21 protein-coding genes are annotated in these 18,732 nt (G+C 64.0%); 6 read left to right on the top strand and 15 right to left on the bottom strand.

All coding sequences use genetic code 11. The features are described 5' to 3' along the window. Position 1: 1 nt before the first annotated feature. From CSE6_RS04730 to CSE6_RS04750, 5 genes are all read right to left on the bottom strand, one after another. Positions 2-379, bottom strand: coding sequence for an HPF/RaiA family ribosome-associated protein (locus CSE6_RS04730; protein WP_003060358.1), 378 nt, complete (start codon positions 377-379; stop codon positions 2-4). Between the two features lie 279 nt (positions 380-658). Further along, positions 659-1,102, bottom strand: a complete 444-nt coding sequence (locus CSE6_RS04735) for a biopolymer transporter ExbD (protein WP_034350882.1) — start codon at positions 1,100-1,102, stop codon at positions 659-661. 11 nt (positions 1,103-1,113) lie between these two features. Further along, on the bottom strand, positions 1,114-1,773 hold the full coding sequence (locus CSE6_RS04740; protein WP_034350885.1) for a MotA/TolQ/ExbB proton channel family protein: 660 nt from the start codon (positions 1,771-1,773) through the stop codon (positions 1,114-1,116). A 60-nt stretch (positions 1,774-1,833) separates the two neighbouring features. Then, a complete protein-coding gene (dapB, locus tag CSE6_RS04745; protein WP_012840263.1) occupies positions 1,834-2,667 on the bottom strand; it encodes a 4-hydroxy-tetrahydrodipicolinate reductase in 834 nt (277 codons plus the stop codon). A 106-nt stretch (positions 2,668-2,773) separates the two neighbouring features. Continuing rightward, complete coding sequence (locus tag CSE6_RS04750; protein WP_034350888.1) at positions 2,774-3,319, bottom strand: outer membrane protein assembly factor BamE; 546 nt, start codon at positions 3,317-3,319, stop codon at positions 2,774-2,776. Positions 3,320-3,465: 146 nt separating this feature from the next. Here CSE6_RS04750 and fur point away from each other — a divergent pair, with 146 nt between their 5' ends. From fur to CSE6_RS04765, 3 genes are all read left to right on the top strand, one after another. Further along, the gene (gene fur, locus CSE6_RS04755; RefSeq protein ID WP_003060349.1) at positions 3,466-3,891 is read left to right on the top strand and encodes a ferric iron uptake transcriptional regulator; all 426 of its coding nucleotides are present in this window, start codon (positions 3,466-3,468) and stop codon (positions 3,889-3,891) included. A gap of 162 nt (positions 3,892-4,053) precedes the next feature. Beyond that, positions 4,054-5,649: a DUF1800 domain-containing protein gene (locus tag CSE6_RS04760; RefSeq protein ID WP_059439987.1), complete on the top strand. Its 1,596-nt coding sequence runs from the start codon at positions 4,054-4,056 to the stop codon at positions 5,647-5,649. An 11-nt stretch (positions 5,650-5,660) separates the two neighbouring features. After that, entirely contained in the window at positions 5,661-6,881 is a 1,221-nt protein-coding gene (locus CSE6_RS04765) for a DUF1501 domain-containing protein (protein ID WP_059439988.1), read from the top strand. On the opposite strand, the gene hprK is transcribed toward CSE6_RS04765, so the two are convergent. The 3 genes from hprK to hpf form a co-directional block, all read right to left on the bottom strand. Then, a complete protein-coding gene (gene hprK, locus CSE6_RS04770; RefSeq protein WP_034350896.1) occupies positions 6,878-7,837 on the bottom strand; it encodes an HPr(Ser) kinase/phosphatase in 960 nt (319 codons plus the stop codon). The two genes, CSE6_RS04765 and hprK, sit on opposite strands and share 4 nt — an antisense overlap. A 36-nt stretch (positions 7,838-7,873) precedes the next feature. Continuing rightward, a complete protein-coding gene (locus CSE6_RS04775; protein ID WP_034347954.1) occupies positions 7,874-8,347 on the bottom strand; it encodes a PTS sugar transporter subunit IIA in 474 nt (157 codons plus the stop codon). Between the two features lie 156 nt (positions 8,348-8,503). Then, the gene (gene hpf, locus CSE6_RS04780; RefSeq protein WP_003067012.1) at positions 8,504-8,863 is read right to left on the bottom strand and encodes a ribosome hibernation-promoting factor, HPF/YfiA family; all 360 of its coding nucleotides are present in this window, start codon (positions 8,861-8,863) and stop codon (positions 8,504-8,506) included. Between the two features lie 441 nt (positions 8,864-9,304). Between hpf and CSE6_RS04785 the strand changes: the two genes are divergently transcribed. Next, positions 9,305-10,222, top strand: a complete 918-nt coding sequence (locus CSE6_RS04785; protein ID WP_003067010.1) for a phosphoribosylaminoimidazolesuccinocarboxamide synthase — start codon at positions 9,305-9,307, stop codon at positions 10,220-10,222. Between the two features lie 146 nt (positions 10,223-10,368). On the opposite strand, the gene CSE6_RS04790 is transcribed toward CSE6_RS04785, so the two are convergent. The 4 genes from CSE6_RS04790 to CSE6_RS04805 all read right to left on the bottom strand — a co-directional run bounded on the left by CSE6_RS04790 (position 10,369) and on the right by CSE6_RS04805 (position 13,722). Further along, the gene (locus CSE6_RS04790; protein ID WP_059439989.1) at positions 10,369-10,854 is read right to left on the bottom strand and encodes a peptidylprolyl isomerase; all 486 of its coding nucleotides are present in this window, start codon (positions 10,852-10,854) and stop codon (positions 10,369-10,371) included. Between the two features lie 77 nt (positions 10,855-10,931). Beyond that, complete coding sequence (locus tag CSE6_RS04795) at positions 10,932-11,903, bottom strand: tripartite tricarboxylate transporter substrate binding protein (RefSeq protein WP_059439990.1); 972 nt, start codon at positions 11,901-11,903, stop codon at positions 10,932-10,934. 67 nt (positions 11,904-11,970) lie between these two features. After that, positions 11,971-12,345: a hypothetical protein gene (locus CSE6_RS04800; protein WP_034382323.1), complete on the bottom strand. Its 375-nt coding sequence runs from the start codon at positions 12,343-12,345 to the stop codon at positions 11,971-11,973. Between the two features lie 15 nt (positions 12,346-12,360). Beyond that, positions 12,361-13,722, bottom strand: a complete 1,362-nt coding sequence (locus CSE6_RS04805) for an acyclic terpene utilization AtuA family protein (protein ID WP_045839365.1) — start codon at positions 13,720-13,722, stop codon at positions 12,361-12,363. Between the two features lie 128 nt (positions 13,723-13,850). Between CSE6_RS04805 and CSE6_RS04810 the strand changes: the two genes are divergently transcribed. Further along, the gene (locus CSE6_RS04810; protein WP_034350902.1) at positions 13,851-14,738 is read left to right on the top strand and encodes a LysR family transcriptional regulator; all 888 of its coding nucleotides are present in this window, start codon (positions 13,851-13,853) and stop codon (positions 14,736-14,738) included. Positions 14,739-14,895: 157 nt separating this feature from the next. On the opposite strand, the gene CSE6_RS04815 is transcribed toward CSE6_RS04810, so the two are convergent. The 3 genes from CSE6_RS04815 to CSE6_RS04825 form a co-directional block, all read right to left on the bottom strand. Further along, complete coding sequence (locus CSE6_RS04815) at positions 14,896-15,942, bottom strand: pirin family protein (protein WP_059439991.1); 1,047 nt, start codon at positions 15,940-15,942, stop codon at positions 14,896-14,898. A gap of 147 nt (positions 15,943-16,089) precedes the next feature. Next, complete coding sequence (locus CSE6_RS04820) at positions 16,090-16,806, bottom strand: glutathione binding-like protein (protein WP_034405641.1); 717 nt, start codon at positions 16,804-16,806, stop codon at positions 16,090-16,092. 50 nt (positions 16,807-16,856) lie between these two features. Then, a complete protein-coding gene (locus CSE6_RS04825; RefSeq protein WP_059439992.1) occupies positions 16,857-17,741 on the bottom strand; it encodes a LysR family transcriptional regulator in 885 nt (294 codons plus the stop codon). 163 nt (positions 17,742-17,904) lie between these two features. On the opposite strand from CSE6_RS04825, the gene CSE6_RS04830 reads away from it, so the two are divergent. Beyond that, on the top strand, positions 17,905-18,714 hold the full coding sequence (locus tag CSE6_RS04830; RefSeq protein ID WP_059439993.1) for a substrate-binding domain-containing protein: 810 nt from the start codon (positions 17,905-17,907) through the stop codon (positions 18,712-18,714). The last annotated feature ends 18 nt before the right edge of the window (positions 18,715-18,732 follow it).

The following is an 18,732-nucleotide window of genomic DNA, read 5'->3' on the forward strand; positions in this document are numbered from 1 at the left end:
TTCAAGCCACTGCGGCATTCTCGTCACTGGGGTCATCCACGCCGCGCACGCTTTCACGAAGATTTTTGTCCTTGAGCTTGCCAAGATCGGTCTCCACCGCGCGTTTGAGCTTTTCAATCGCCGCGCTGAAGGCCTCCTTGACCTTTTCGGCTTCCGCATTCACTGCGATGGGGGGGCGACCTGTGGCCCGGGTTTCGAGCACACAGCGTTTGCCTGGGCCGCCCGTGGTCTTGAGGGCATCAACGCCCGTGAGGAAGACCTCCACACGCACCACATACTCCTTCAGGCGGGCCAGCTTGGCATTGATCTCCTCCTGCGCCCATTGAGCCAGAGACTCTCCACCCTGGATGGAATCGTCGGCATGAACCTGTACTTGCATGCAAATCCTCCTAGTCACCAAATGCCGCAACCGCTGCGGCGAAATCTGTAGGGGTGCCATAAAGGCAGGCGAAAACATCGTAACGCCAGAACCTTGTTCTGCCCATCGGGGCTTGTTACGCCAGCAAAGGACAGGGGCTTTGACCATTGTGGAGGCAGCTTCTCCCGGATTTGAAAGAGATAGCAACAAGGGTAGGTTCTATGAGCTTTGCCCTTGAGCCAAAGCAAAAAGTGCCGACCGGTAATTTGCAAAAAGTAAGCGTTTTTACGCCTCGGGCCGTCAGTTAATGCCAGCCTTCGATTCAGGCTCCGCGACAAAGCCGATGCGCGTCAGGCCTGCTGCGTGGGCCCAGCCCATGACCTGCACCACGCGACCATAGGGAACGCTGGTGTCGGCACGCAACTGCACCTCGGCCTGAGGATTGCGCCGCCCCAGCTCTTCCAGTTGCTGCTGCACTGCCGCATCGTCCGCCACGACTCCCTGAATCCAGATTTCGCCGGCGGGGCTGACCTCCACCATCAAGGCATCGCTCTTGCTCACGGCAGTCTGCTGCACTGCTGTTTGCGCCTTGGGCAGTTGCACGCGCAAAGTGGCAGCCAGCATGGGAGCAGCCAGAATGAAGATCACCACCAGCACCAGCATCACATCCACCAGCGGCGTGACATTGATGGTGTTGATCGGAGTTTCCGCCCCCTGACGGCGGCTCATGCGACCGAATGCCATGACGCCATCCTTTATGAAGCATCCACTCCGAACTGGGCATGCAGATCATGGGCAAACCCCTCCAGCACAGCCTCCAGCTGGCTGGCCGAACGCCCGAGCAGGTTATAGGCCAGCACGGCCGGCAAAGCGACAGCCAGACCGGCGGCCGTCATGACCAGAGCTTCACCCACAGGCCCGGCAAGCTGAGCGATATCAACCTGACCGCTGCCCGCCAGCGTTCCCAGTGCATGATGAATGCCCCAGACCGTACCCAACAGGCCCACAAACGGTGCCGTTGCACCAATGGTGGCGAGCAAGGTCTGACCCCATTGCAACTGGGTCGATGCCTGACCCAGAGCCTCACGCAGGCTGCGCAACAGCCGCTGCCCCTGCGCCGCGCTTTGTGCCAGAGAGCCTTGCGCAGCCATTCCGCCCTGCGCCACGGCATCGGCCATGGCCTGCACCAGCCCCTGTCTATCCAGCGCCTTGACCTGCGCCCTAGCCTGGACCAGATCGGGCATTTGCCAGAACGCGGCCACGGCCTGCGGCACGCTGCGGCGCGCAACAGCCATAAACCAGAGCTTGTAGAGGATGACCACCCAGCTGAGCACGGACATCAGCAGCATCAAGGCCGCCGTCGCCCATGTGACCGCATCGCCCTCTGCCAGCCATTGCCACATTCCTGCAGACATCGCTCACCTCGCTCCCAGAAATAGCAAGGGGCCGTCACGGCCCCTTTGCAAATTGCGCGGTCAGCGCAGATTCAGCACATCGTACATATCGTACTGGCCGGTCTTTTTGTCGGCCAGATAGGCCACGGCGCGCAGGCTGCCGTTGGCATAGCCGGCACGGCTGCTGGATTTGTGCGCGATCTCGATGCGCTCGCCGGTACCGGCAAACAGCACGGTGTGATCACCCACGATATCGCCGCCGCGCACGGTGGCAAAGCCAATGGTGTCGGCCTTGCGCTCGCCGGTGTGGCCGAAGCGCTCATACACGGCGCGGTCGGCCAGCTTGGTACCCTGGGCTTCGGCAATTACCTCGCCCATTTTCAGGGCCGTGCCCGAGGGTGCGTCGACCTTGTGCTTGTGGTGGGCTTCGACGATCTCGATGTCGTAGCCGCCTTGCTGCAGGGCCTTGGCCGCCATCTCCAGCAGCTTGAAGGTCACGTTCACGCCCACGCTCATATTGGGGGCGAAAACGATGGAAGTTTTTTGGGCAAACTCGGCGATCTGCGTCTTTTGCTCATCCGAAAAGCCTGTGGTGCCGATGACCACGCCCACGCCCAGATCGGCCGCCACGGCCAGGTGCTCCATCGTGCCTTCGGGGCGCGTGAAGTCGATCAGGCAGTCGGCCTTCGACAGGGCTGCGCGCACATCGCTTTCGATCTTCAGCCCGCTGGGCTTACCCAGGAATGCAGAAGGATCGGTGCCGATGGCAGGGCTGTCGGCGCGGTCCAGTGCCGCAGCCAGCACGCAGTCGCTGCTGTTCAGAATCGCTTCGATCAGCATATGGCCCATGCGGCCGGAGGCACCCGCCACAGCAACGCGCTGAGGGGTGGAGGAATGGGTGGTGGATGCGGTCATGGCGCTATCACTCGATCAAATGAAAGACGGCAGGATCACATCCACGCCGTCACAAAAAGAGAGCATCCACCGCTTTCTGCAAGCGGGGAACAGCCTGTTCTGATGCTTAACGCGATTCCAGCGATGGATAGCTGGTGGCGGCGGGCGGCAGATTGGCCGCAGCCTGCTCGGCTTCGGCGTTATTGCGTGCAGGGTATTTGGCCAGCTGGGCTTCGCTGGCTTCCAGCTGCGGAACCTTGGGCGTGCCCTTCATGCCTTTGAGGCTGGCCACGAACTCGGACTCGGAAGGCATCTCGTCACCCTCGGCGCGCGCAAAGGCGTCGCCATTGAAGAAGACGGTGAGCTTGCGGATCTGCGACTCCACGCCGGGGCGATTGATGGTGAACACGTATTCCCAGCGATCGCCGTGGAACACGCTGGTCACGAGGGGTGTGCCCAGAATGTCGCGAATCTGCTGACGGCTCATGCCGGGCTGCAAGGCCTCGACCTGTTCCTTGGACACGAAGTTGCCCTGCACGACATCAATCTTGTAAGGAGTGACGGCATTGGCGACACGGTGCGCGGCGCCATCGATACTGTTGCAGCCGGCCAGTGCCGCTGCGATTGCCAACGTCAGGGCCAGACCTGCGCGGCTACGGGCTTGAACATGCATGGGTAATGGCATAGGGATATGATCGGGTTCATTGTAGCGGCAGGCCCCGGAGACACTTGGAGATTCCCTTTATCTGCGTGTAAAGCTTCTCCTTAAACAAGTGAGTCCAGCCTTCCATGTGCCCGTAGTCCACCAAGAGAGCCGACATGAAAAATATTGATGAACTCAAAAGCACGGGCCTCAAAGCCACTTTGCCGCGTCTGAAAATCCTGGAAATCTTCCAGAAGGGCGCCCAGCGCCACATGACGGCCGAAGACGTGTTCCGGGTGCTCCTGGACGAGCGCTCGGATATTGGCCTGGCCACGGTTTACCGCGTGCTGACCCAGTTCGAGCAGGCCGGCATCCTGATCCGCAGCAACTTCGAAAGCGGCAAGGCCGTCTACGAGCTCAACGAGGGCCAGCACCACGACCACTTCGTCTGCACCAGCTGCGGCAAGGTCGAAGAGTTCTATGACGCCGAAATCGAAAAGCGCCAGAACCTGATCGCCAAGGAAAAAGGCTGGGTGATCCAGGATCACTCCATGGCGCTCTACGGCCAGTGCGCCGAATGCGCCACACGCGCTGCCAAGTAAGAACGCAAAACGCGACGGTGAACCCAGGGGCAGGACATGCAGATGTCTTGCCCTTTTTACATTTGGTGAGGACTTCTTTACATAGCTCCATCAAGCCTCAAGCCAATATCGAGCCGGACTGCGTATGCTGCAGTCATTCCCGCGCTTGAGGAGACCCGGTTCATGCGGCTGCTACCGTTTTCACCTGTCCAGGGCCTGCTCTGTCTGGCAGCCCTCGCCTTGACCGCCTGCGCACCGCTGGCCCCCTCATCGGGCCGCCCCAGCCCCAAGGTGCTGCAGACGCTGCACAGCAGCGCCCTGCCCGACAAGCCCAGCGCGCAGCAAAGCCAGCAATGGCTGGACCGGGTCACCTGGGGCGCCACCGACCATGATGCGGCCCGCCTGCAGCAGCAAGGCCTCAAGCGCTGGCTGGCCGCCCAGCTCAGTCCCTCCTCCGCGCCCATGCCGACCGAGGTGCAGCAGCACATCGATGCCCTGGGCATCAGCCAGAAGCCCATGACGCAGATCCAGCGCGAAATTGCCGACCAGCGCCTGGCCATTCGCAACAGCCAGGATCCCGAGGAAGCCGCCAAACTGCGCAGCGAGCTGCAACGCCAGCTCAATCAGCTGGGCGGCGAAGCCCAGAAACGCCATATCTGGCGCGCGCTTTATTCGCCTCACCAGTTGCAGGAGCAAATGACCTGGTTCTGGATGAATCACTTCAACGTCAGCACCCGCAAGGGCGATGTGCGCATGTGGGTGGGCGACTACGAGGAGCAGGCCATTCGCCCCCATGCGCTGGGAAAATTCCGCGAGCTGCTGACTGCCAGCATGCGCCACCCGGCCATGCTGCTGTATCTGGACAATGCCAGCAATGCCGCCGGGCGCATCAATGAAAACTACGCGCGCGAACTGCTGGAGCTACACACCATGGGCGTGGGCAGCGGCTACACCCAGGCCGATGTGCAGGCCATGGCCCATGTGCTGACCGGTGTGGGCTTCTCCACCCGGGAAGCCGATGCCCCACCACCCAGGCTGCGCCCCGAACGCCAGGGCGACTATCTGCGCCATGGCTTCTTCGAATTCAACCCCAATCGCCACGACTACACGCCCCAGGTCTTGCTCGGCAGGCCGCTGGAAAAAAGCGGACTGGCCCAGGTCAATGAGGCGGTAGACCGCATCGTGGCCTCGCCCGTCACTGCGCGCTTCATAGCACGCAAGCTCTGCGTCTATTTTCTCGGCGACAAGCCGCCCCAGGCCGTGGTCGAGCGCACGGCCCAGGCCTTCGAGCGCAGCCATGGCGATATTGCCGCCACGCTGGCGGCCCTGCTGAGCGACCCGCAGGCTCAGCAGTTCGGCCAGGGCTTCAAGGACCCGGTCCACTATGTGCTGGGCGCCACACGCCTGGCCTATGACCAGCGCGTGGCCAGCGACGTGTCACCGGTACAGAACTGGCTCAATCAGTTGGGCCAGCCGCTGTACGGCCACGAAACTCCCGACGGCTACCCCGTGACGCAGTCGGACTGGTCCAGCTCCGGCCAGATGAATGCCCGCTTCGAGGTCGCAAGGCAGATTGGCAGTCGCGGCGGGCTGCTGTTCCGCAGCAGCGCGCAGCAGCCGCTGGAGAAGCCTCCCTATCCCGACCTGGACAAGCGCAGCAGCGTCCAGGCTCGCGTGCCGGCATTGGGTGCCGCCACACGCGCCGCACTGGCCCAGACCAGGAACCCGGCGGACTGGAACAGCTTTTTCCTCTCTGCCCCCGAAATGATGTACCGCTAAGGAGGGCAGCCATGCAAAGACGTCAATTTCTCAGCCTCGGCGCTGCCCTGCCGCTGTTCTGCCAGCTGGGCCAAGGCCTGGCCGCCCCCTTGCAAAGCGGCTCGCCCCGTTTTCTGCTGGTCTTCCTGCGCGGCGCCTACGACAGCAACAGCCTGCTGGTGCCAACCCATAGCGACTTCTACTATCAGGCCAGGCCCAGCATCGCCATTGCCCGCTCGGGATCGGCCGACGGGGCTCTGGCCCTGAGCTCTCAATGGGGACTGCATCCCGCGCTGCAAAGCAGTCTGCTGCCGCTGTACGAGCAGGGCCAGGCCTGTTTTGTGCCGTTTGCAGGCAGCCACGACCTCTCGCGCAGCCATTTCGAAACCCAGGACTCGATCGAGCTGGGCCAGCCCCAGGAAGGCGGGAAAAGCTATCAGAGCGGCTTTCTGAACCGGCTGACCCGGGTGCTGCAGGCCGACAGCCAGAGCCGGCTCAGCCTCAGCCCCATGGCCTTCACCGCCCAGCTGCCTCTATGCCTGCGCGGCAGCGCCCAGGTGGCGAACATGGCGCTGGCCTCCGTGCGCAAGACGGCCGTGGATGAGCAGCGCAGCCAGATCATTGCCTCCATGTATCAGGGCTCGGCACTGGAGACGCCGGTTCGCGAAGGCTTTGCGGTACAGCGTGCCGTGCAGCGCAGCATGCAGGAGGAAATGGACCAGGCCGGGCGCAATGCCATCAGTGCCAAGGGCTTCAGCCTGGTAGCCCAGCGCATGGCGCATCTGATGCGCGAGCAGTTCGACCTGGGCTTTGTCGATATCGGAGGCTGGGACACCCATGTCAACCAGGGCGCCGCCAGCGGCAATCTGGCCAACCGGCTCGGCGACCTGAGCCAGGGCCTGGCGACTTTCGCCGAGGCCATGGGAGCCGAAACCTGGCGCCATACCGTGGTGGCGGTGATCAGCGAGTTCGGGCGCACCTTCCGCGAAAACGGCAACAAGGGCACGGACCACGGCCATGGCACGGCTTACTGGTTTCTCGGCGGCGGCCTCTCGGCCCAGGCCGGCGGCAAGGTGCTGGGCGAGCAGATCGAAGTCACCGAAAAAGCGCTGTTCCAGAACCGCGACTACCCCGTGCTCAACGAATACCGCTCCCTGCTCGGCGGCCTGTTTGCGCGCATGTACGGCTTGAACGCAGCGCAGCTGCAGCAGATCTTTCCGACGTCCCAGCCAGGCAGGCTGCAGCTGGTCTAGAACGACTCGCCGCTTTCCATGGCGCGGCGGTGGCGCATCACGAATTCCTGGTAGGTGTCGATGCCGCGCAGCTGCAAAATGGCATTGCGCACTGCGGCTTCCACCAGCACGGCGATGTTTCGGCCCGCCACCACCTGGATCACCACCTTGCGCACGGGCACGCCCAGCACATCCTGGGTCAGCGGCTCGGCGGGCAGGCGCTCGTATTCGCGCTCCATGGTTTCCTTGCGCACCAGGTGCACGATGAGCTTGAGCCGCATCTTGCGGCGCACTGCCGTCTCGCCAAAGATGGAGCGAATATCGAGCAGGCCGATGCCGCGCACTTCAAGCAGGTTCTGCAGCAGCTCGGGGCATTTGCCTTCGACCGTGGTCTGGTTGATGCGGTACAGGTCCACCGCATCGTCGGCAACCAGACCGTTGCCGCGCGTGACCAGCTCCAGCCCCAGCTCGCTCTTGCCCAGGCCCGATTCACCCGTGATCAGCACCCCCATGCCCAAAATATCCATAAACACGCCGTGCATGGTGATGCGATCGGCGAAATGCTTGGACAGATAGGCACGCAGCACGTCGATGACAAAGGCCGACTGCTCCTTGGTGGAGAACAGCGGGATATGCGCGCGCTCGCACATGGAGATCAGCTCGTCGGGAGCGTCCTGGCCATCGGCCAGCACCAGCACCGGCGGCTCCAGCGTGACGATGCGGGCAATGCGGCGCAGGCAGTCCTGCGAGGTGGCATTGGTCAGATAGGCGATTTCACGCTCGCCCAGCACCTGCAGGCGGTAGGGGTGAATGTAGTTGAGGTAGCCGACCAGATCGGCACCCGAGCGGGCCGAGCGCACGGCCATCTCGTCAAAGCGGCGCTCGGAGGCACCCAGCCCCGCTACCCACTGCCAGCGCAGGCTGGAGTTGCGAAATGCCTCGAACAGTACGTCGGCACTGATGGCGCTGGGTCTCATGGCAAGGCCCTGTCAGTCAAAAAGAAGGGCCAGGACTCAGGCCTGGGAGGTGATTGAGGACTGCCAGCTGTCGATCATGCCGTGCAGCTGCTGCGCATCGGTGGACGACTTCAGACGCTCGCGCAACTGGCTGTCGCTGAGCAGCTCGGCGATCTCGGAGAGGATTTCCAGGTGCTTTTGCGTCGCCGCCTCGGGCACCAGCAAAAAGATCAGCAGGCCGACCGGCTGTTCATCGGGCGCATCGAAGCCGATGGGGTTGGCCAGCTGGAACACTGCCGCCATGGGAGCCGTCAGGCCCTTGATGCGGCCATGGGGAATGGCAACTCCATGCCCCAGACCGGTAGAGCCCAGGCGTTCGCGTGCGAACAGGCTATCGGTGATCAGGGCACGAGACAGACCATGCAAGCTCTCAAAGAGCAAACCCGCTTCCTCGAAAGCGCGTTTCTTGCTGGTGACATCAACGCTCACAAGCACTTGAGCGGCGGGAAGGATAGAAGCTAGGCGATTCATGGTGTGATCAACAATTATGCACCGCAGCGCTGAAAACCGTGGGGAAACCCTGATCACCATCAAAAACCGCCCCGTAGGGCGGCGCTTTTAGCGTTGTAACAAGGCTACAGCCCTGCAACAAACCGGCGCAAAAGCTAGGTTTGCGCCTCGCTTTCATCAAGCTGACACCTGCGCCAGCTGCAAGCCCCCGGAGTCCAGTCGCTTGGCTGTGGCACGCGGGCCTTGCTGACGAGTCTTGTAGCGCATCACCACACGGTCGAGTTTGTCGGCCAGGGCGTCCACGGCGGCATAGAGGTCGAAATGCTGCGTCTCTACGAACAAGTCTTGCCCTTTCACGCGCACCGTGCAACCGGCGCGCTGTCGTTTGTCTTTTTCCTTTTGCTTGTGGACTGTGAGCAGTACCTTCACGTCCACAACCTGATCGAAGTGCCTGAGAATGCGTTCCAGCTTGGCCATGACATAGCTGCGCAGCGAGGGAGTGACCTCCAGGTGATGCCCGCTAATCGTCAAATTCATAACAAAACACTCCTTAGCTCTCGGTGAAATCACTGCGGTTTCACAGCGCCTGATGGCTGTGCCGCAGCCTGGCAGTTCGGAATGCGCATTCGTCTTTGCTGTGAACCCACTATGCGCCCGCCCCACGCCAAAGGCAACGAAATGACCGTGATAGCGCAGGCTCGCCAGGGGCCTTGTTTGTCGGTTTGATGACAGGCGGTTTTGACGCCACAATGAGTGGCTTTGGCCCGCATGCAAGGGATACGCCAGCATGCCCCAGGGCCTCGATCGCAGCAGGCGCGCACTGGCAAAGACCGTGACCGTCCAAACCCCTGCCTGCGCCATTAAAATCGCGTTTTTACGCAGCCGCCTCTCGGGCCTGCGACGCTGGCAGCCCCTTGGGCTTTCAGGCGCCTGCTGACCGACTGCACGCCTGAATTGCCTGACAGCCCTATCTCGACCATGACCACCCAGCCCTCCGCCCTGCATACCTCCAACATTGCCTCGCTGCCCCTGCTCGCACGTGGCAAGGTCCGCGACAACTACGCCGTGGGCGACGACCGCATCCTGATGGTGGCCTCCGACCGCCTGTCCGCCTTTGACGTGATCATGGGCGAGCCCATTCCCGGCAAGGGCGTGCTGCTGACGCAGATGGCGCTGTTCTGGTTCGACAAGCTGGGCCATATCTGCCCCAACCACCTGACCGGCGAAGCGCCCGAGTCCGTGGTCAAGCCCGAGGAAGTCAAACAGGTCGAAGGCCGCTCCATGCTGGTCAAGCGCCTCAAGCCCGTGCTGATCGAAGCCGTGGTGCGCGGTTATCTGGCCGGCAGCGGCTGGAAGGAATACCAGGAATCGCAATCGGTCTGCGGCGTGAAGCTGCCTGCCGGCCTGACCAACGCGGCCAAGCTGCCCGAGCCCATTTACACCCCCGCGGCCAAGGCCGAAATGGGTGACCACGACGAGAACATCACCTACGAGCGCACCGTGGAAATGGTGGGCGAGCAGCTCGCGGCCCAGATCCGCGACACCGCCATCCGCATCTACAAGGAAGCGGCCGAGATCGCGCTGACCAAGGGCATGATCATTGCCGACACCAAGTTCGAGTTCGGCCTGACCGAAGACGGCACCCTGGTGCTGATGGACGAGGTGCTGACCCCCGACAGCTCGCGCTACTGGCCCGTGGAAGGCTACGAGGACGCGCTGGCCAAGGGCGAGAACCCTCCCAGCTACGACAAGCAGTTCGTGCGTGACTGGCTGGAGCAGGCCCAGGTCAACGGCAAGGCCTGGGACAAGAAGGCTCCTGCGCCCCGCCTGCCCAAGGAGGTGATCGACAGGACGGCGGCCAAGTACCGCGAAGCGCTGGATCGCCTGACCGCCTGAGCGATCGGTGCCAAGCAGACAAAAGGCCCCCGGAACAGAAATCCGGGGGCCTTTTTATTTTGATAGCAGCTTGCGCTTTCAGAAAGAGGATTTCAGCCTGAAATAATTCTGAAATCCTTTATGAGCATGCGCTGACAGCTATGTTTTTAGTGGTGATGGCCGTGGCCGCCGTGCACATGCTTGTGGGCAATTTCTTCTTCGGAGGCCGCACGCACCTCGTTGACCACCGCGCTGAAGCGCAGCGCGAAGCCGGCCAGAGGGTGGTTGCCGTCCAGCAGCACCACGGGGCCCTTGATCCTCACCACGTTGTAGATCTGGGGCAGGCCCTGGTCGTTGGTGCCGCGCAGCTGGCCGCCCACCTTCACGCCAGCAGGGAATTCACCCTTGGGAATGGTGCGCTTGAGGCTTTCGTCGCGCTCGCCGAAGGCGTCGGCCACGGCCAGATCCACGGTCACGGTATCGCCTTTTTGCTTGCCGTCCAGAGCGGCTTCGACCTTGGCGAAAATGTTGTCATAGCCGCCGTGCAGATAGGCCACATCGCCCTTGTCCAGCAGTTTGACGGCCACGCCGCCCGCGAGCAGCTCGTGAATCTTGTAGTTGATGGTGACGGCAGTGTCTTTGGTGATGTTCATGACAATGGATTTCGAGTGGTGCGGTGTCTGACCCCGAGTCCGGCACCGCGCAAAGCTGCCATTGTCGGTGACTCGGGCTATTCCAGTGTCACGCCCGTGGCCTTAACCACGCCGCGCCATTTGTCCACGTCGGCGCGGATCTGCTGCGCGAAGGCCTCGGGCCTGCTGGCCACGGGCTCGGCGCCCAGGCTGCGCAGCTGCCGGGTCACCTCAGGGTCCCGCACGGCCTGGGCGACTGCGGTCTGCAGCGTCTCGAGCACCGCCTTGGGCGTTCCCGCCGGAGCCAGCAGGCCGAACCAGCCCGAGACCTCGTAGCCAGGCACGCTTTCGGCGACGGAGGGAATGTCTGCCGCCCCGGGCCAGCGCTGCGTCGTGGTCACAGCCAACGCCCGCAGCTTGCCGCTGCGCACGAAGGCGATGGTGGACGGCAGGTTGTCGAAGCCTGCCTGTATCTGCCCGCCCATGAGATCGGTGAGCATGGGCGATGCGCCCTTGTAAGGCACATGGGTCATGTCCACGCCCGCCATCATCTTGAGCAGCTCGGCGCTCATGTGCGGAGAGCCGCCGGGGCTGGTCGAGCCGAAGTTGATCTGCCCGGGCCTGGCCTTGGCCAGCGCCAGCAACTCGCCCAGGGTGCGCGCGGGGACGCTGGGATGGACCACGATGATATTGGGCGTGCTGGCCACCACGGTAACGGGCGCGAAGTCCTTGACGGCGTCATAGGGCAGGTTCTTCTGCAGCGCCGAGTTGATGCCGTGCGAGCTGGCCGTTCCCATGACCAGGGTATAGCCGTCGGCGGCTGCCTGGGCCACGGCCACCGAGCCTATGGCACCGCTGGCGCCGGCCCGGTTTTCGACGACGAAGGGCTGGCGCAGCCGCTCGGACAGCTGGGCCGCCGCCAGCCGTGCGATGATGTCCGTGGTGCCTCCTGCCGGATAGGGCACGATGATGCGAACGGGCTTGGCGGGATAGGCCGTGGCCTGCGCGAGGGCCACGCCCGCGCAGGCCACCATGGCCAGCGCGGCGGCGCGAAACAGATGCAAGGTCATTGCGGTGTCTCCTGGTGGAGTTTTATGGAATATGCGGCGGATGCCCGTACTGGATGTCGGCGCCAGTTCAGCCCGGCGCACGGCGGCGCAGCAGCGGCGCCAGCACTGCGGGCACGAGCAGTTCGAAGCCCAAGATGGCCGCCGACAGCGCCTTGCCGTAGTTGTCCACCGACAGGCTGCGCGAGACGCCGCCGCCCAGCGCACCGTGCGCCACGAAGTTCAGCGCGTGCAGGTTATCGGCCTCGTAGCGCAGCACCTCGCCGGTGATGACCCGGCCATGGAAGGCCTTGAAGCGTTCGGCGCTCAGTTGCTGCTTGAGCAGCGCATAGAGCTCGGGCTCGTAGGCAAACACCGCGATGTTGGAAGTATTGCCCTTGTCGCCCGAGCGCGTATGCGCCACCTGCTCCAGCGGCACCCGGATGTCCTGGTTCATGTCCTGCATGCTTTGCTCCCCTGCTCAGCTCGTGAAGTAGTCGATATGCGCCGTCACCTGCTCGCGCGGCACCAGTGAGGACCACACGCCTATCACCTCGCGCGTGCGCTCCTGGTGCGGCACGCGCTTGCCGGTGTGGGCAATCCCCGAGACCGCCATGCCGTCCACTTCCCGCCCCACCTTGACTGCCTCCTCGCGCGAACGGGTGCGTGCCGCCACGCGCACGGCCACTTCATAGGGCTCGGGCGCATCCACCGGCGTGGCAGCGCCATGCACGGCATTCAGGCCCAGGAAGTCGATGCGTACCTCCTCGGCATCGAGCTTCACGATGCGCAAGCGCTCCTCCAGGATGCGCCTGGCCAGTTGGGCGCGGCGCAGCGCGCCGGGGCCGGCGTAGAAGAACATGTCCTCGCCGATGAAGCCCTCCGTGCATCCCATGGAGACCTTGAGCGTGGGTGTGCGTGGCTTGCCCGTGAGCCCCGTCACGCGCACGCGGTCCGGCGCCAGTTGCTCAATGCGGGCCTGCGTGAAGTCGACCACCACATCAGGCGTGATGTAGTTCGCCGGGTCGTGCACCTCGTAGAGCATCTGTTCCTTGACTGTCTGCGGGCTGATCATGCCGCCCGTGCCGTCCACCTTGGACAGGGTCACGCCGCCTTCGGCATCGACCTCGGCGATGGGAAAGGCCAGGTTCCAGGGCTCGGGCACGTCCTTGAGGCCGGGGTCCGCAAAATACCCCCCGGTGACCTGAGCCCCGCACTCCATCAGATGGCCTATCGCACTGCCGGCACCCACGCGCTCATGGTCCAGCAGGTCCCAGCCGAACTCATGCACCATTGGAGCCAGGAACAGCGAAGGGTCGGCCACGCGGCCCGTGACCACGATCTGCGCACCTTCCGCCAGAGCATCGACGATGGGAGCGGCCCCGAGATAGGCTTCGGCCGAGATCAACGAGTGGGCAATGCTCTGCGTGGGGGCACCGGTCTCCAGGATGGTCGGGGCCAGCGACAGCACGCGGTCGGTGATCAGGCTGCCGCCCACGGCCGCCACCTTGACGCCGGTGATGCCCAGCTCGCGCAGCAGCTCGACGATGCGCCGTGCCGCGCCCTGCGGGTTGATCCACCCCTGATTGGAAATGATCCGCGTGCCCTGGCGCATGCAGGCAGGCAGCACGGCGCGCATGCGGTCGTCGAGATAGGTGTCGTAGCCCGGGAAGGACGGGTCCCGTCGGGACCGGACCTGCGCAGCTGAGACCGTGGCCTCGGCCATGGTCTCGAAGCACAGGTAATCGAGCCGGCCACGCTCGGCATTGAGGGCGGCGGGCTCGATCCGGTCGCCCCACCAGGCGGCTCCCGCGCCTATGCGCAGGATCTTGCTGTCATTCATTGCGCTTGTCTCCGTTGTTCCCCCAGACCCGGGGGCTGAGACCATTCTGTACAGTCGTTTTTCAAGAGACAACGCATGCGCGCGCACAGCGCATGTGAATCAAATTCACAGGGGGGCGAAGACCTTAGATGGACCAGTTCGGCGAGATGACGGTGTTCCTGCGCGTGATCGAGGAAGGCAGTTTTTCCGGTGCCGGCAGAAGGCTTGAGCTGTCGCCTTCGGCGGTGAGCAAGCTCATCGCTCGCCTGGAGGCACGCCTTGGCGTGCGGCTGTTCGAGCGGATTGCCGGAGCCATACGCCTGACCCAGGAAGGCGAGCACTTTCGCATCGCCAGCCAGCGCGTGGTGCAGGCCATGGAGCAGGCTGAGGCCTGTGTGCGCGTGGCCGATGCCGAAATCTCGGGCACGGTGCGCATCCATACGGCGCTGACCACGGCCAAGTACCTGGTGGCGCCGCGTCTGCATCTGCTGATGGACCGGCACCCGCGCCTGCACCTGGATTTCGTCCTTGGCACGGAGCGCGGCGACTTCGTGCGTCAAGGCATAGACGTCGCCATCCACAGCGGCAGGCCTACGGAGCAGACGCTGATCGGCCGCCCGCTGATGCTCAGGCCCTGGGTGATAGCCGCAGCGCCGCAGTACCTCCAGCGCTTCGGCCATCCCGAGCAGCCCGAGGACCTGCTGCAGCACCGCTGCCTGAACTTCACCATACGCACGCAGTGGAACCGCTGGACCTTCCACGAGGAAGGCGGGCTCAAGACCATAGACATTCCCAGCCACATCGGAGCCAACCAGGGCGAGCTGTTGCGCAGCCTGGCGCTGCTGGGCCACGGCGTGGTGCGGCTGGCCCACTTCCATATCGCCGCCGACCTGGAGCGCGGAGCCCTGGTGCCGCTGCTGCAGCAGTTCCAGGAGCGCAGCGAGGACGACCGCTTCTATCTGCTGTATCCGCGCGGCAGATCCCTGGCACCGCGCGTGCGCGCCGTGGTGGATTTCCTCGCAGGGGAGTTCGGCTGAGCGGATGCCCCCAGGCATTGCCGCGCACATTCAAACAGGCTGCGCCCCCTTGGATCTGGGCACCGCCCGCAGGGACGCACGAACAATACCGGCATGGCCGGTGCTCAGGGAACTGGGCCGCACGCCGGAGGCTGCCAGCTTCAGGCCCTGAGCCGTATCAGGCGCCGGGAGGCAGCTCCTCGACCTCGGCCCCCGGGTAGCGCGCAAAGCGGCGGTTCTCGCTGCCATGCACCGGATCGTTGTCCTTCCAGGGCCAGCCGCCGAACTGGGTGCGGCGGTAGTCCTGCATGGCCTGCATGATCTCCTCCTGTGTGTTCATCACAAAGGGGCCGTATTGCGCCACCTTCTCGCCAATCGGCTTGCCCTGCAGCAGCACCAGTTCTGCACTGACATCGCCGGTGTTGACCAGCTCCAGCTCGCGCTGAGCATCGATATGCATGGCCAGATGTCCGTTCACGGCTTCGCCACCCACAGTCATGCTCTTGCCTACGAAGAAGTAGAGCATGCGGTGAGTTTGGTCACCGGCTGCCCTGGGCAGGGTCCAGCGGGCACCGGGCTCCAGCTCCAGCGTCCAGATGGCCACATCGCTGCCGGCCTGGGAGGCCCAGGATTCGGGCGGAGGCGGCAAGGCCTTGTCCGCACCGTCCAGGGCACCAGCCACTACGGTCACGGTGGTTTTGCGGCCCGCCGCATCGCTGAAGCTCAGGCGCGGGATCTGCTCGTTCCAGAACATGGTGAAGTGGGGCTCCACCATCTTGTTCCTGGCGGGCAGGTTCAGCCAGATCTGGAACAGCTCCAGCGGATTGGGCTTGTCGCTGTTCAGCAGCGGAAACATCTCCGAGTGCTGGATGCCCTTGCCGGCCGTGAGCCACTGCACATCGCCGCCGCCGAAGCGCGCGGCTGCGCCCAGCGAGTCCGCATGGTCGATGCGGCCCTTGCGCACCAGGGTCACGGTTTCGAAGCCGCGATGCGGGTGGCCCGGAAAGCCCGGAATCGGCTCGCCGTGGTACATGGAGAAGCCGTTGCGGGCGCTGAAGTCGCTGCCCATCTCGCGCCCCTCGAACTCCACGGCCTGCACGCCCATCTTTCCGTTGCTGGCCGGATAGCTGTCATCGTGGTGAGCACAGAACAGGAAAGGGTCCAGGCAGGGCCAGCGCGGTCCCAGCGGGGCACTTTCCAGAATGGGTTGGCGATTCGTGGTCATGAAGTTCTCCTCTTGAGAGGCCGCTGCCAGCTGCAGGGCCTTAAGTCTCGAAGATAAGGCCAGCCCACGGGTTTGAAAGACATCACCACTGGGACAGTACTTGCCGCTTTTGCAACAGCGGCAAGCCCGTACTGCCCTGGTCGGCGTTCAGCCGCGCGGCGGAATGTTCAGACCTTTTTGCGTAGCCGGGCGGGCCATGAAGGCCTTGAGCACGCGCTGCAGCTCTGGAAACCCGTTCCAGCCCACCAGCTCGGCGGCGTTGTAGCCGTTCTCGTCGACCATATTGCGCACCCAGGGCCAGATGGCGATGTCGGCAATCGTGAGCTGCGCGCCCATGATCCACTCGCGGCCCTGCATGCGCTGCTCCAGCACGCCCAGCAGGCGTTTGGACTCGTTGATATAGCGGTCGCGCGGGCGCTTGTCCTCGAAGTCCTTGCCCGCGAACTTGTGGAAGAAGCCGACCTGGCCGAACATGGGTCCCACGCCGCCCATCTGGAACATCAGCCACTGCAGCGTCTCGTAGCGCGCCGCGGGGTCGGCGGGCAGCAGCGGGCTGCTGCTCTTCTCGGCCAGGTAGATCAGGATGGCCGCCGACTCGAACAGTGCCAGCGGCTTTCCGCCCGGGCCTTGCGGGTCGATGATGGCGGGAATCTTGTTGTTGGGGAAAGTGCCGACAAACTCTGGCGTGAGCTGGTCATTGGTCTGAAAGCTGACCAGATGCGCCTCGTAGGGCAGCTGCATTTCCTCCAGCGCAATCGACACCTTCACGCCGTTGGGCGTGGGCAGCGAGTACAGCTGGATGCGCTCGGGGTGCTGCGCGGGCCATTTGCGGGTCACGGAAAAATCGGCAAGGGTGCGGGTCATGCGGCTGGCTCCTGAAAAAGGGTTTGCCGCATCGTAACGGCAGAGGCCGCTCAGCGCAGCATCTGCCAGAACATCTGCACGCAAGGTGATGGCGCCTGCTGCATGCTGACCAGCGCAATGCGCGAGTGGCGCGCGGCATCGGCCAGCGGTTGCAGCACCACGCCGGGCGGGCAGATGCGTTCATAGACGCTGGGCACGATGGACAGACCCAGGCCGGCGGCCACCAGTGCCAGCATGGTCGAGGTCTCACGCGCCGGCTGGGCGATGCGCGGCACAAAGCCGGCCTCGCTGCACAGCGCCAGAATATGTTCGTGCAGGCCGCCGCCGAGCACGGCCGGGTGCAGCACAAAAGGCTGGTCGGCCAGGCTGCTCAGTGCCGGTGCTTCGCCCGCAGCCGCCTTGGCATGTGCCACCGGCAGGGCCAGCTTCAGCTCATCGCGCCACAGCGTCTGCTCCCTAATCGGCACGGGGATGCGAAACGTCGGCGAGGGACGCATGAAGCCGATGTCGATCTGCCCCGCCGTCAATGCCGCGATCTGCTCGCCCGTGGTCATATGCTGCAGATCCAGCTCCACCTGCGGGTGACGGCTGCGAAAGTCGCGCAACATGGTGGAGAACTCTTCAAACAGCGGCACCGATGCCGTGAAGGCGATGCGCAGCCGCCCCGCCAGGCCATGAGCCGCCATGCGCACCAGCTCGCCCGCCTGCTGGTGCAGCTCCACGATCTGCCGCGCCTTGTCCTGCAGCAGCAGGCCTGCCGGCGTCAGCGCCACGGCGCGGCGCGAGCGTTCGAACAACTGCGCCCCCATCTCCTGCTCCAGCAGACGGATCTGCTGGCTCAGCGGGGGCTGGCTCATATGCAAGCGCTGGGCCGCACGGCTGAAATTCAGCTCCTCGGCCACAGCCAGAAAACAGGTCAGACGGCGCAAATCCATAGGACGATTTTCGTATCAAGTCCAGACGCAAACGGTATTGGACGCAATAGCCGCAGCTTTTCACAATCCGGTCAGCCGCAGCAGCCATGACGAAAGTAGCTGCCTGCGTTGATTCCAAAAGGGTTCAAGGCCTATCCCGCCCGCCCAATACAGAGAGACATTGATGAAGCCGTTTCCCCTTTTCACCGTCCGCCGAGCCCTGCTGATCAGCGCTGTGGCGCTGGCCGCAGGCTGCGCCCAGCAGCCAAGCAGCACGCCCAAGGAGCCTGTGCGTCTCATGACCTCGGGCGGCTTCACCGCAGCGCACAAGCTGCTGGCACCGCAGTTCACGGCCCAGACCGGCCTGGCGGTGGAGTCGGCCTATGGCTCGTCCATGGGGGCCTCGCCCACCTCCATTCCCAATCGCCTGAGCAAGGGCGAGAAGGCCGATGTGGTGATTCTGGCGCGCGGTGCGCTCGACGATCTGGCCGCCAGGGGTCTGGTGCGCAACGGCACCCAGATCGACCTGGTGCGCTCGGCCGTGGGCGTGGCCGTGAAGAAGGGTGCCCCCATCCCCGACATCAGCAGCGAGGACAAGCTGCGTCAGGTGCTGCTCAACGCCAAGAGCATTGCCTATTCGGCCAGCGCCAGCGGCACTTACTACGAAACCCAGATGCTCAAGAAACTCGGCATTCACGATCAGGTCATGCCCAAGAGCAAGAAGATCGTGACCGAGCGCGTGGGCACCATCGTGGCGCGAGGCGAAGCCGAAATCGGCCTGCAGCAGGTCAGCGAACTGCTGCCCATCGAGGGCATCAGCTATGTCGGCACCCTGCCCGATTCGGTACAGCACTACACCATCTTCTCGGCCGGCACGGCCAGTACCTCCACCAACCCGCAGGGGCTGGAGCAACTGCTCAAGTACTACACCTCGCCCGCCGCCGCCAAGACGATTCGTGACACCGGCCTGGAGCCCGTCGCCAAGCCCCGCTGAGCGCCGCAGTTCCCGCAA

The organism is Comamonas sp. E6 (assembly GCF_001010305.1).
Lineage (GTDB): Bacteria > Pseudomonadota > Gammaproteobacteria > Burkholderiales > Burkholderiaceae_C > Comamonas > Comamonas thiooxydans.

What these genes read in the sequence shown, in the direction of transcription:
- fur (WP_003060349.1), top strand. Translation starts at nt 3,466, where the DNA reads ATGAAAAATATTGATGAACTCAAAAGCACGGGCCTCAAAGCCACTTTG.
- dapB (WP_012840263.1), bottom strand. Translation starts at nt 2,667, where the DNA reads ATGACCGCATCCACCACCCATTCCTCCACCCCTCAGCGCGTTGCTGTG.
- CSE6_RS04795 (WP_059439990.1), bottom strand. Translation starts at nt 11,903, where the DNA reads ATGACCTTGCATCTGTTTCGCGCCGCCGCGCTGGCCATGGTGGCCTGC.
- CSE6_RS04790 (WP_059439989.1), bottom strand. Translation starts at nt 10,854, where the DNA reads ATGAACATCACCAAAGACACTGCCGTCACCATCAACTACAAGATTCAC.
- CSE6_RS04805 (WP_045839365.1), bottom strand. Translation starts at nt 13,722, where the DNA reads ATGAATGACAGCAAGATCCTGCGCATAGGCGCGGGAGCCGCCTGGTGG.
- CSE6_RS04810 (WP_034350902.1), top strand. Translation starts at nt 13,851, where the DNA reads ATGGACCAGTTCGGCGAGATGACGGTGTTCCTGCGCGTGATCGAGGAA.
- hpf (WP_003067012.1), bottom strand. Translation starts at nt 8,863, where the DNA reads ATGAATTTGACGATTAGCGGGCATCACCTGGAGGTCACTCCCTCGCTG.
- CSE6_RS04800 (WP_034382323.1), bottom strand. Translation starts at nt 12,345, where the DNA reads ATGCAGGACATGAACCAGGACATCCGGGTGCCGCTGGAGCAGGTGGCG.
- CSE6_RS04750 (WP_034350888.1), bottom strand. Translation starts at nt 3,319, where the DNA reads ATGCATGTTCAAGCCCGTAGCCGCGCAGGTCTGGCCCTGACGTTGGCA.
- hprK (WP_034350896.1), bottom strand. Translation starts at nt 7,837, where the DNA reads ATGAGACCCAGCGCCATCAGTGCCGACGTACTGTTCGAGGCATTTCGC.
- CSE6_RS04730 (WP_003060358.1), bottom strand. Translation starts at nt 379, where the DNA reads ATGCAAGTACAGGTTCATGCCGACGATTCCATCCAGGGTGGAGAGTCT.
- CSE6_RS04830 (WP_059439993.1), top strand. Translation starts at nt 17,905, where the DNA reads ATGAAGCCGTTTCCCCTTTTCACCGTCCGCCGAGCCCTGCTGATCAGC.
- CSE6_RS04815 (WP_059439991.1), bottom strand. Translation starts at nt 15,942, where the DNA reads ATGACCACGAATCGCCAACCCATTCTGGAAAGTGCCCCGCTGGGACCG.
- CSE6_RS04760 (WP_059439987.1), top strand. Translation starts at nt 4,054, where the DNA reads ATGCGGCTGCTACCGTTTTCACCTGTCCAGGGCCTGCTCTGTCTGGCA.
- CSE6_RS04735 (WP_034350882.1), bottom strand. Translation starts at nt 1,102, where the DNA reads ATGGCATTCGGTCGCATGAGCCGCCGTCAGGGGGCGGAAACTCCGATC.
- CSE6_RS04740 (WP_034350885.1), bottom strand. Translation starts at nt 1,773, where the DNA reads ATGTCTGCAGGAATGTGGCAATGGCTGGCAGAGGGCGATGCGGTCACA.
- CSE6_RS04785 (WP_003067010.1), top strand. Translation starts at nt 9,305, where the DNA reads ATGACCACCCAGCCCTCCGCCCTGCATACCTCCAACATTGCCTCGCTG.
- CSE6_RS04820 (WP_034405641.1), bottom strand. Translation starts at nt 16,806, where the DNA reads ATGACCCGCACCCTTGCCGATTTTTCCGTGACCCGCAAATGGCCCGCG.
- CSE6_RS04825 (WP_059439992.1), bottom strand. Translation starts at nt 17,741, where the DNA reads ATGGATTTGCGCCGTCTGACCTGTTTTCTGGCTGTGGCCGAGGAGCTG.
- CSE6_RS04775 (WP_034347954.1), bottom strand. Translation starts at nt 8,347, where the DNA reads ATGAATCGCCTAGCTTCTATCCTTCCCGCCGCTCAAGTGCTTGTGAGC.
- CSE6_RS04765 (WP_059439988.1), top strand. Translation starts at nt 5,661, where the DNA reads ATGCAAAGACGTCAATTTCTCAGCCTCGGCGCTGCCCTGCCGCTGTTC.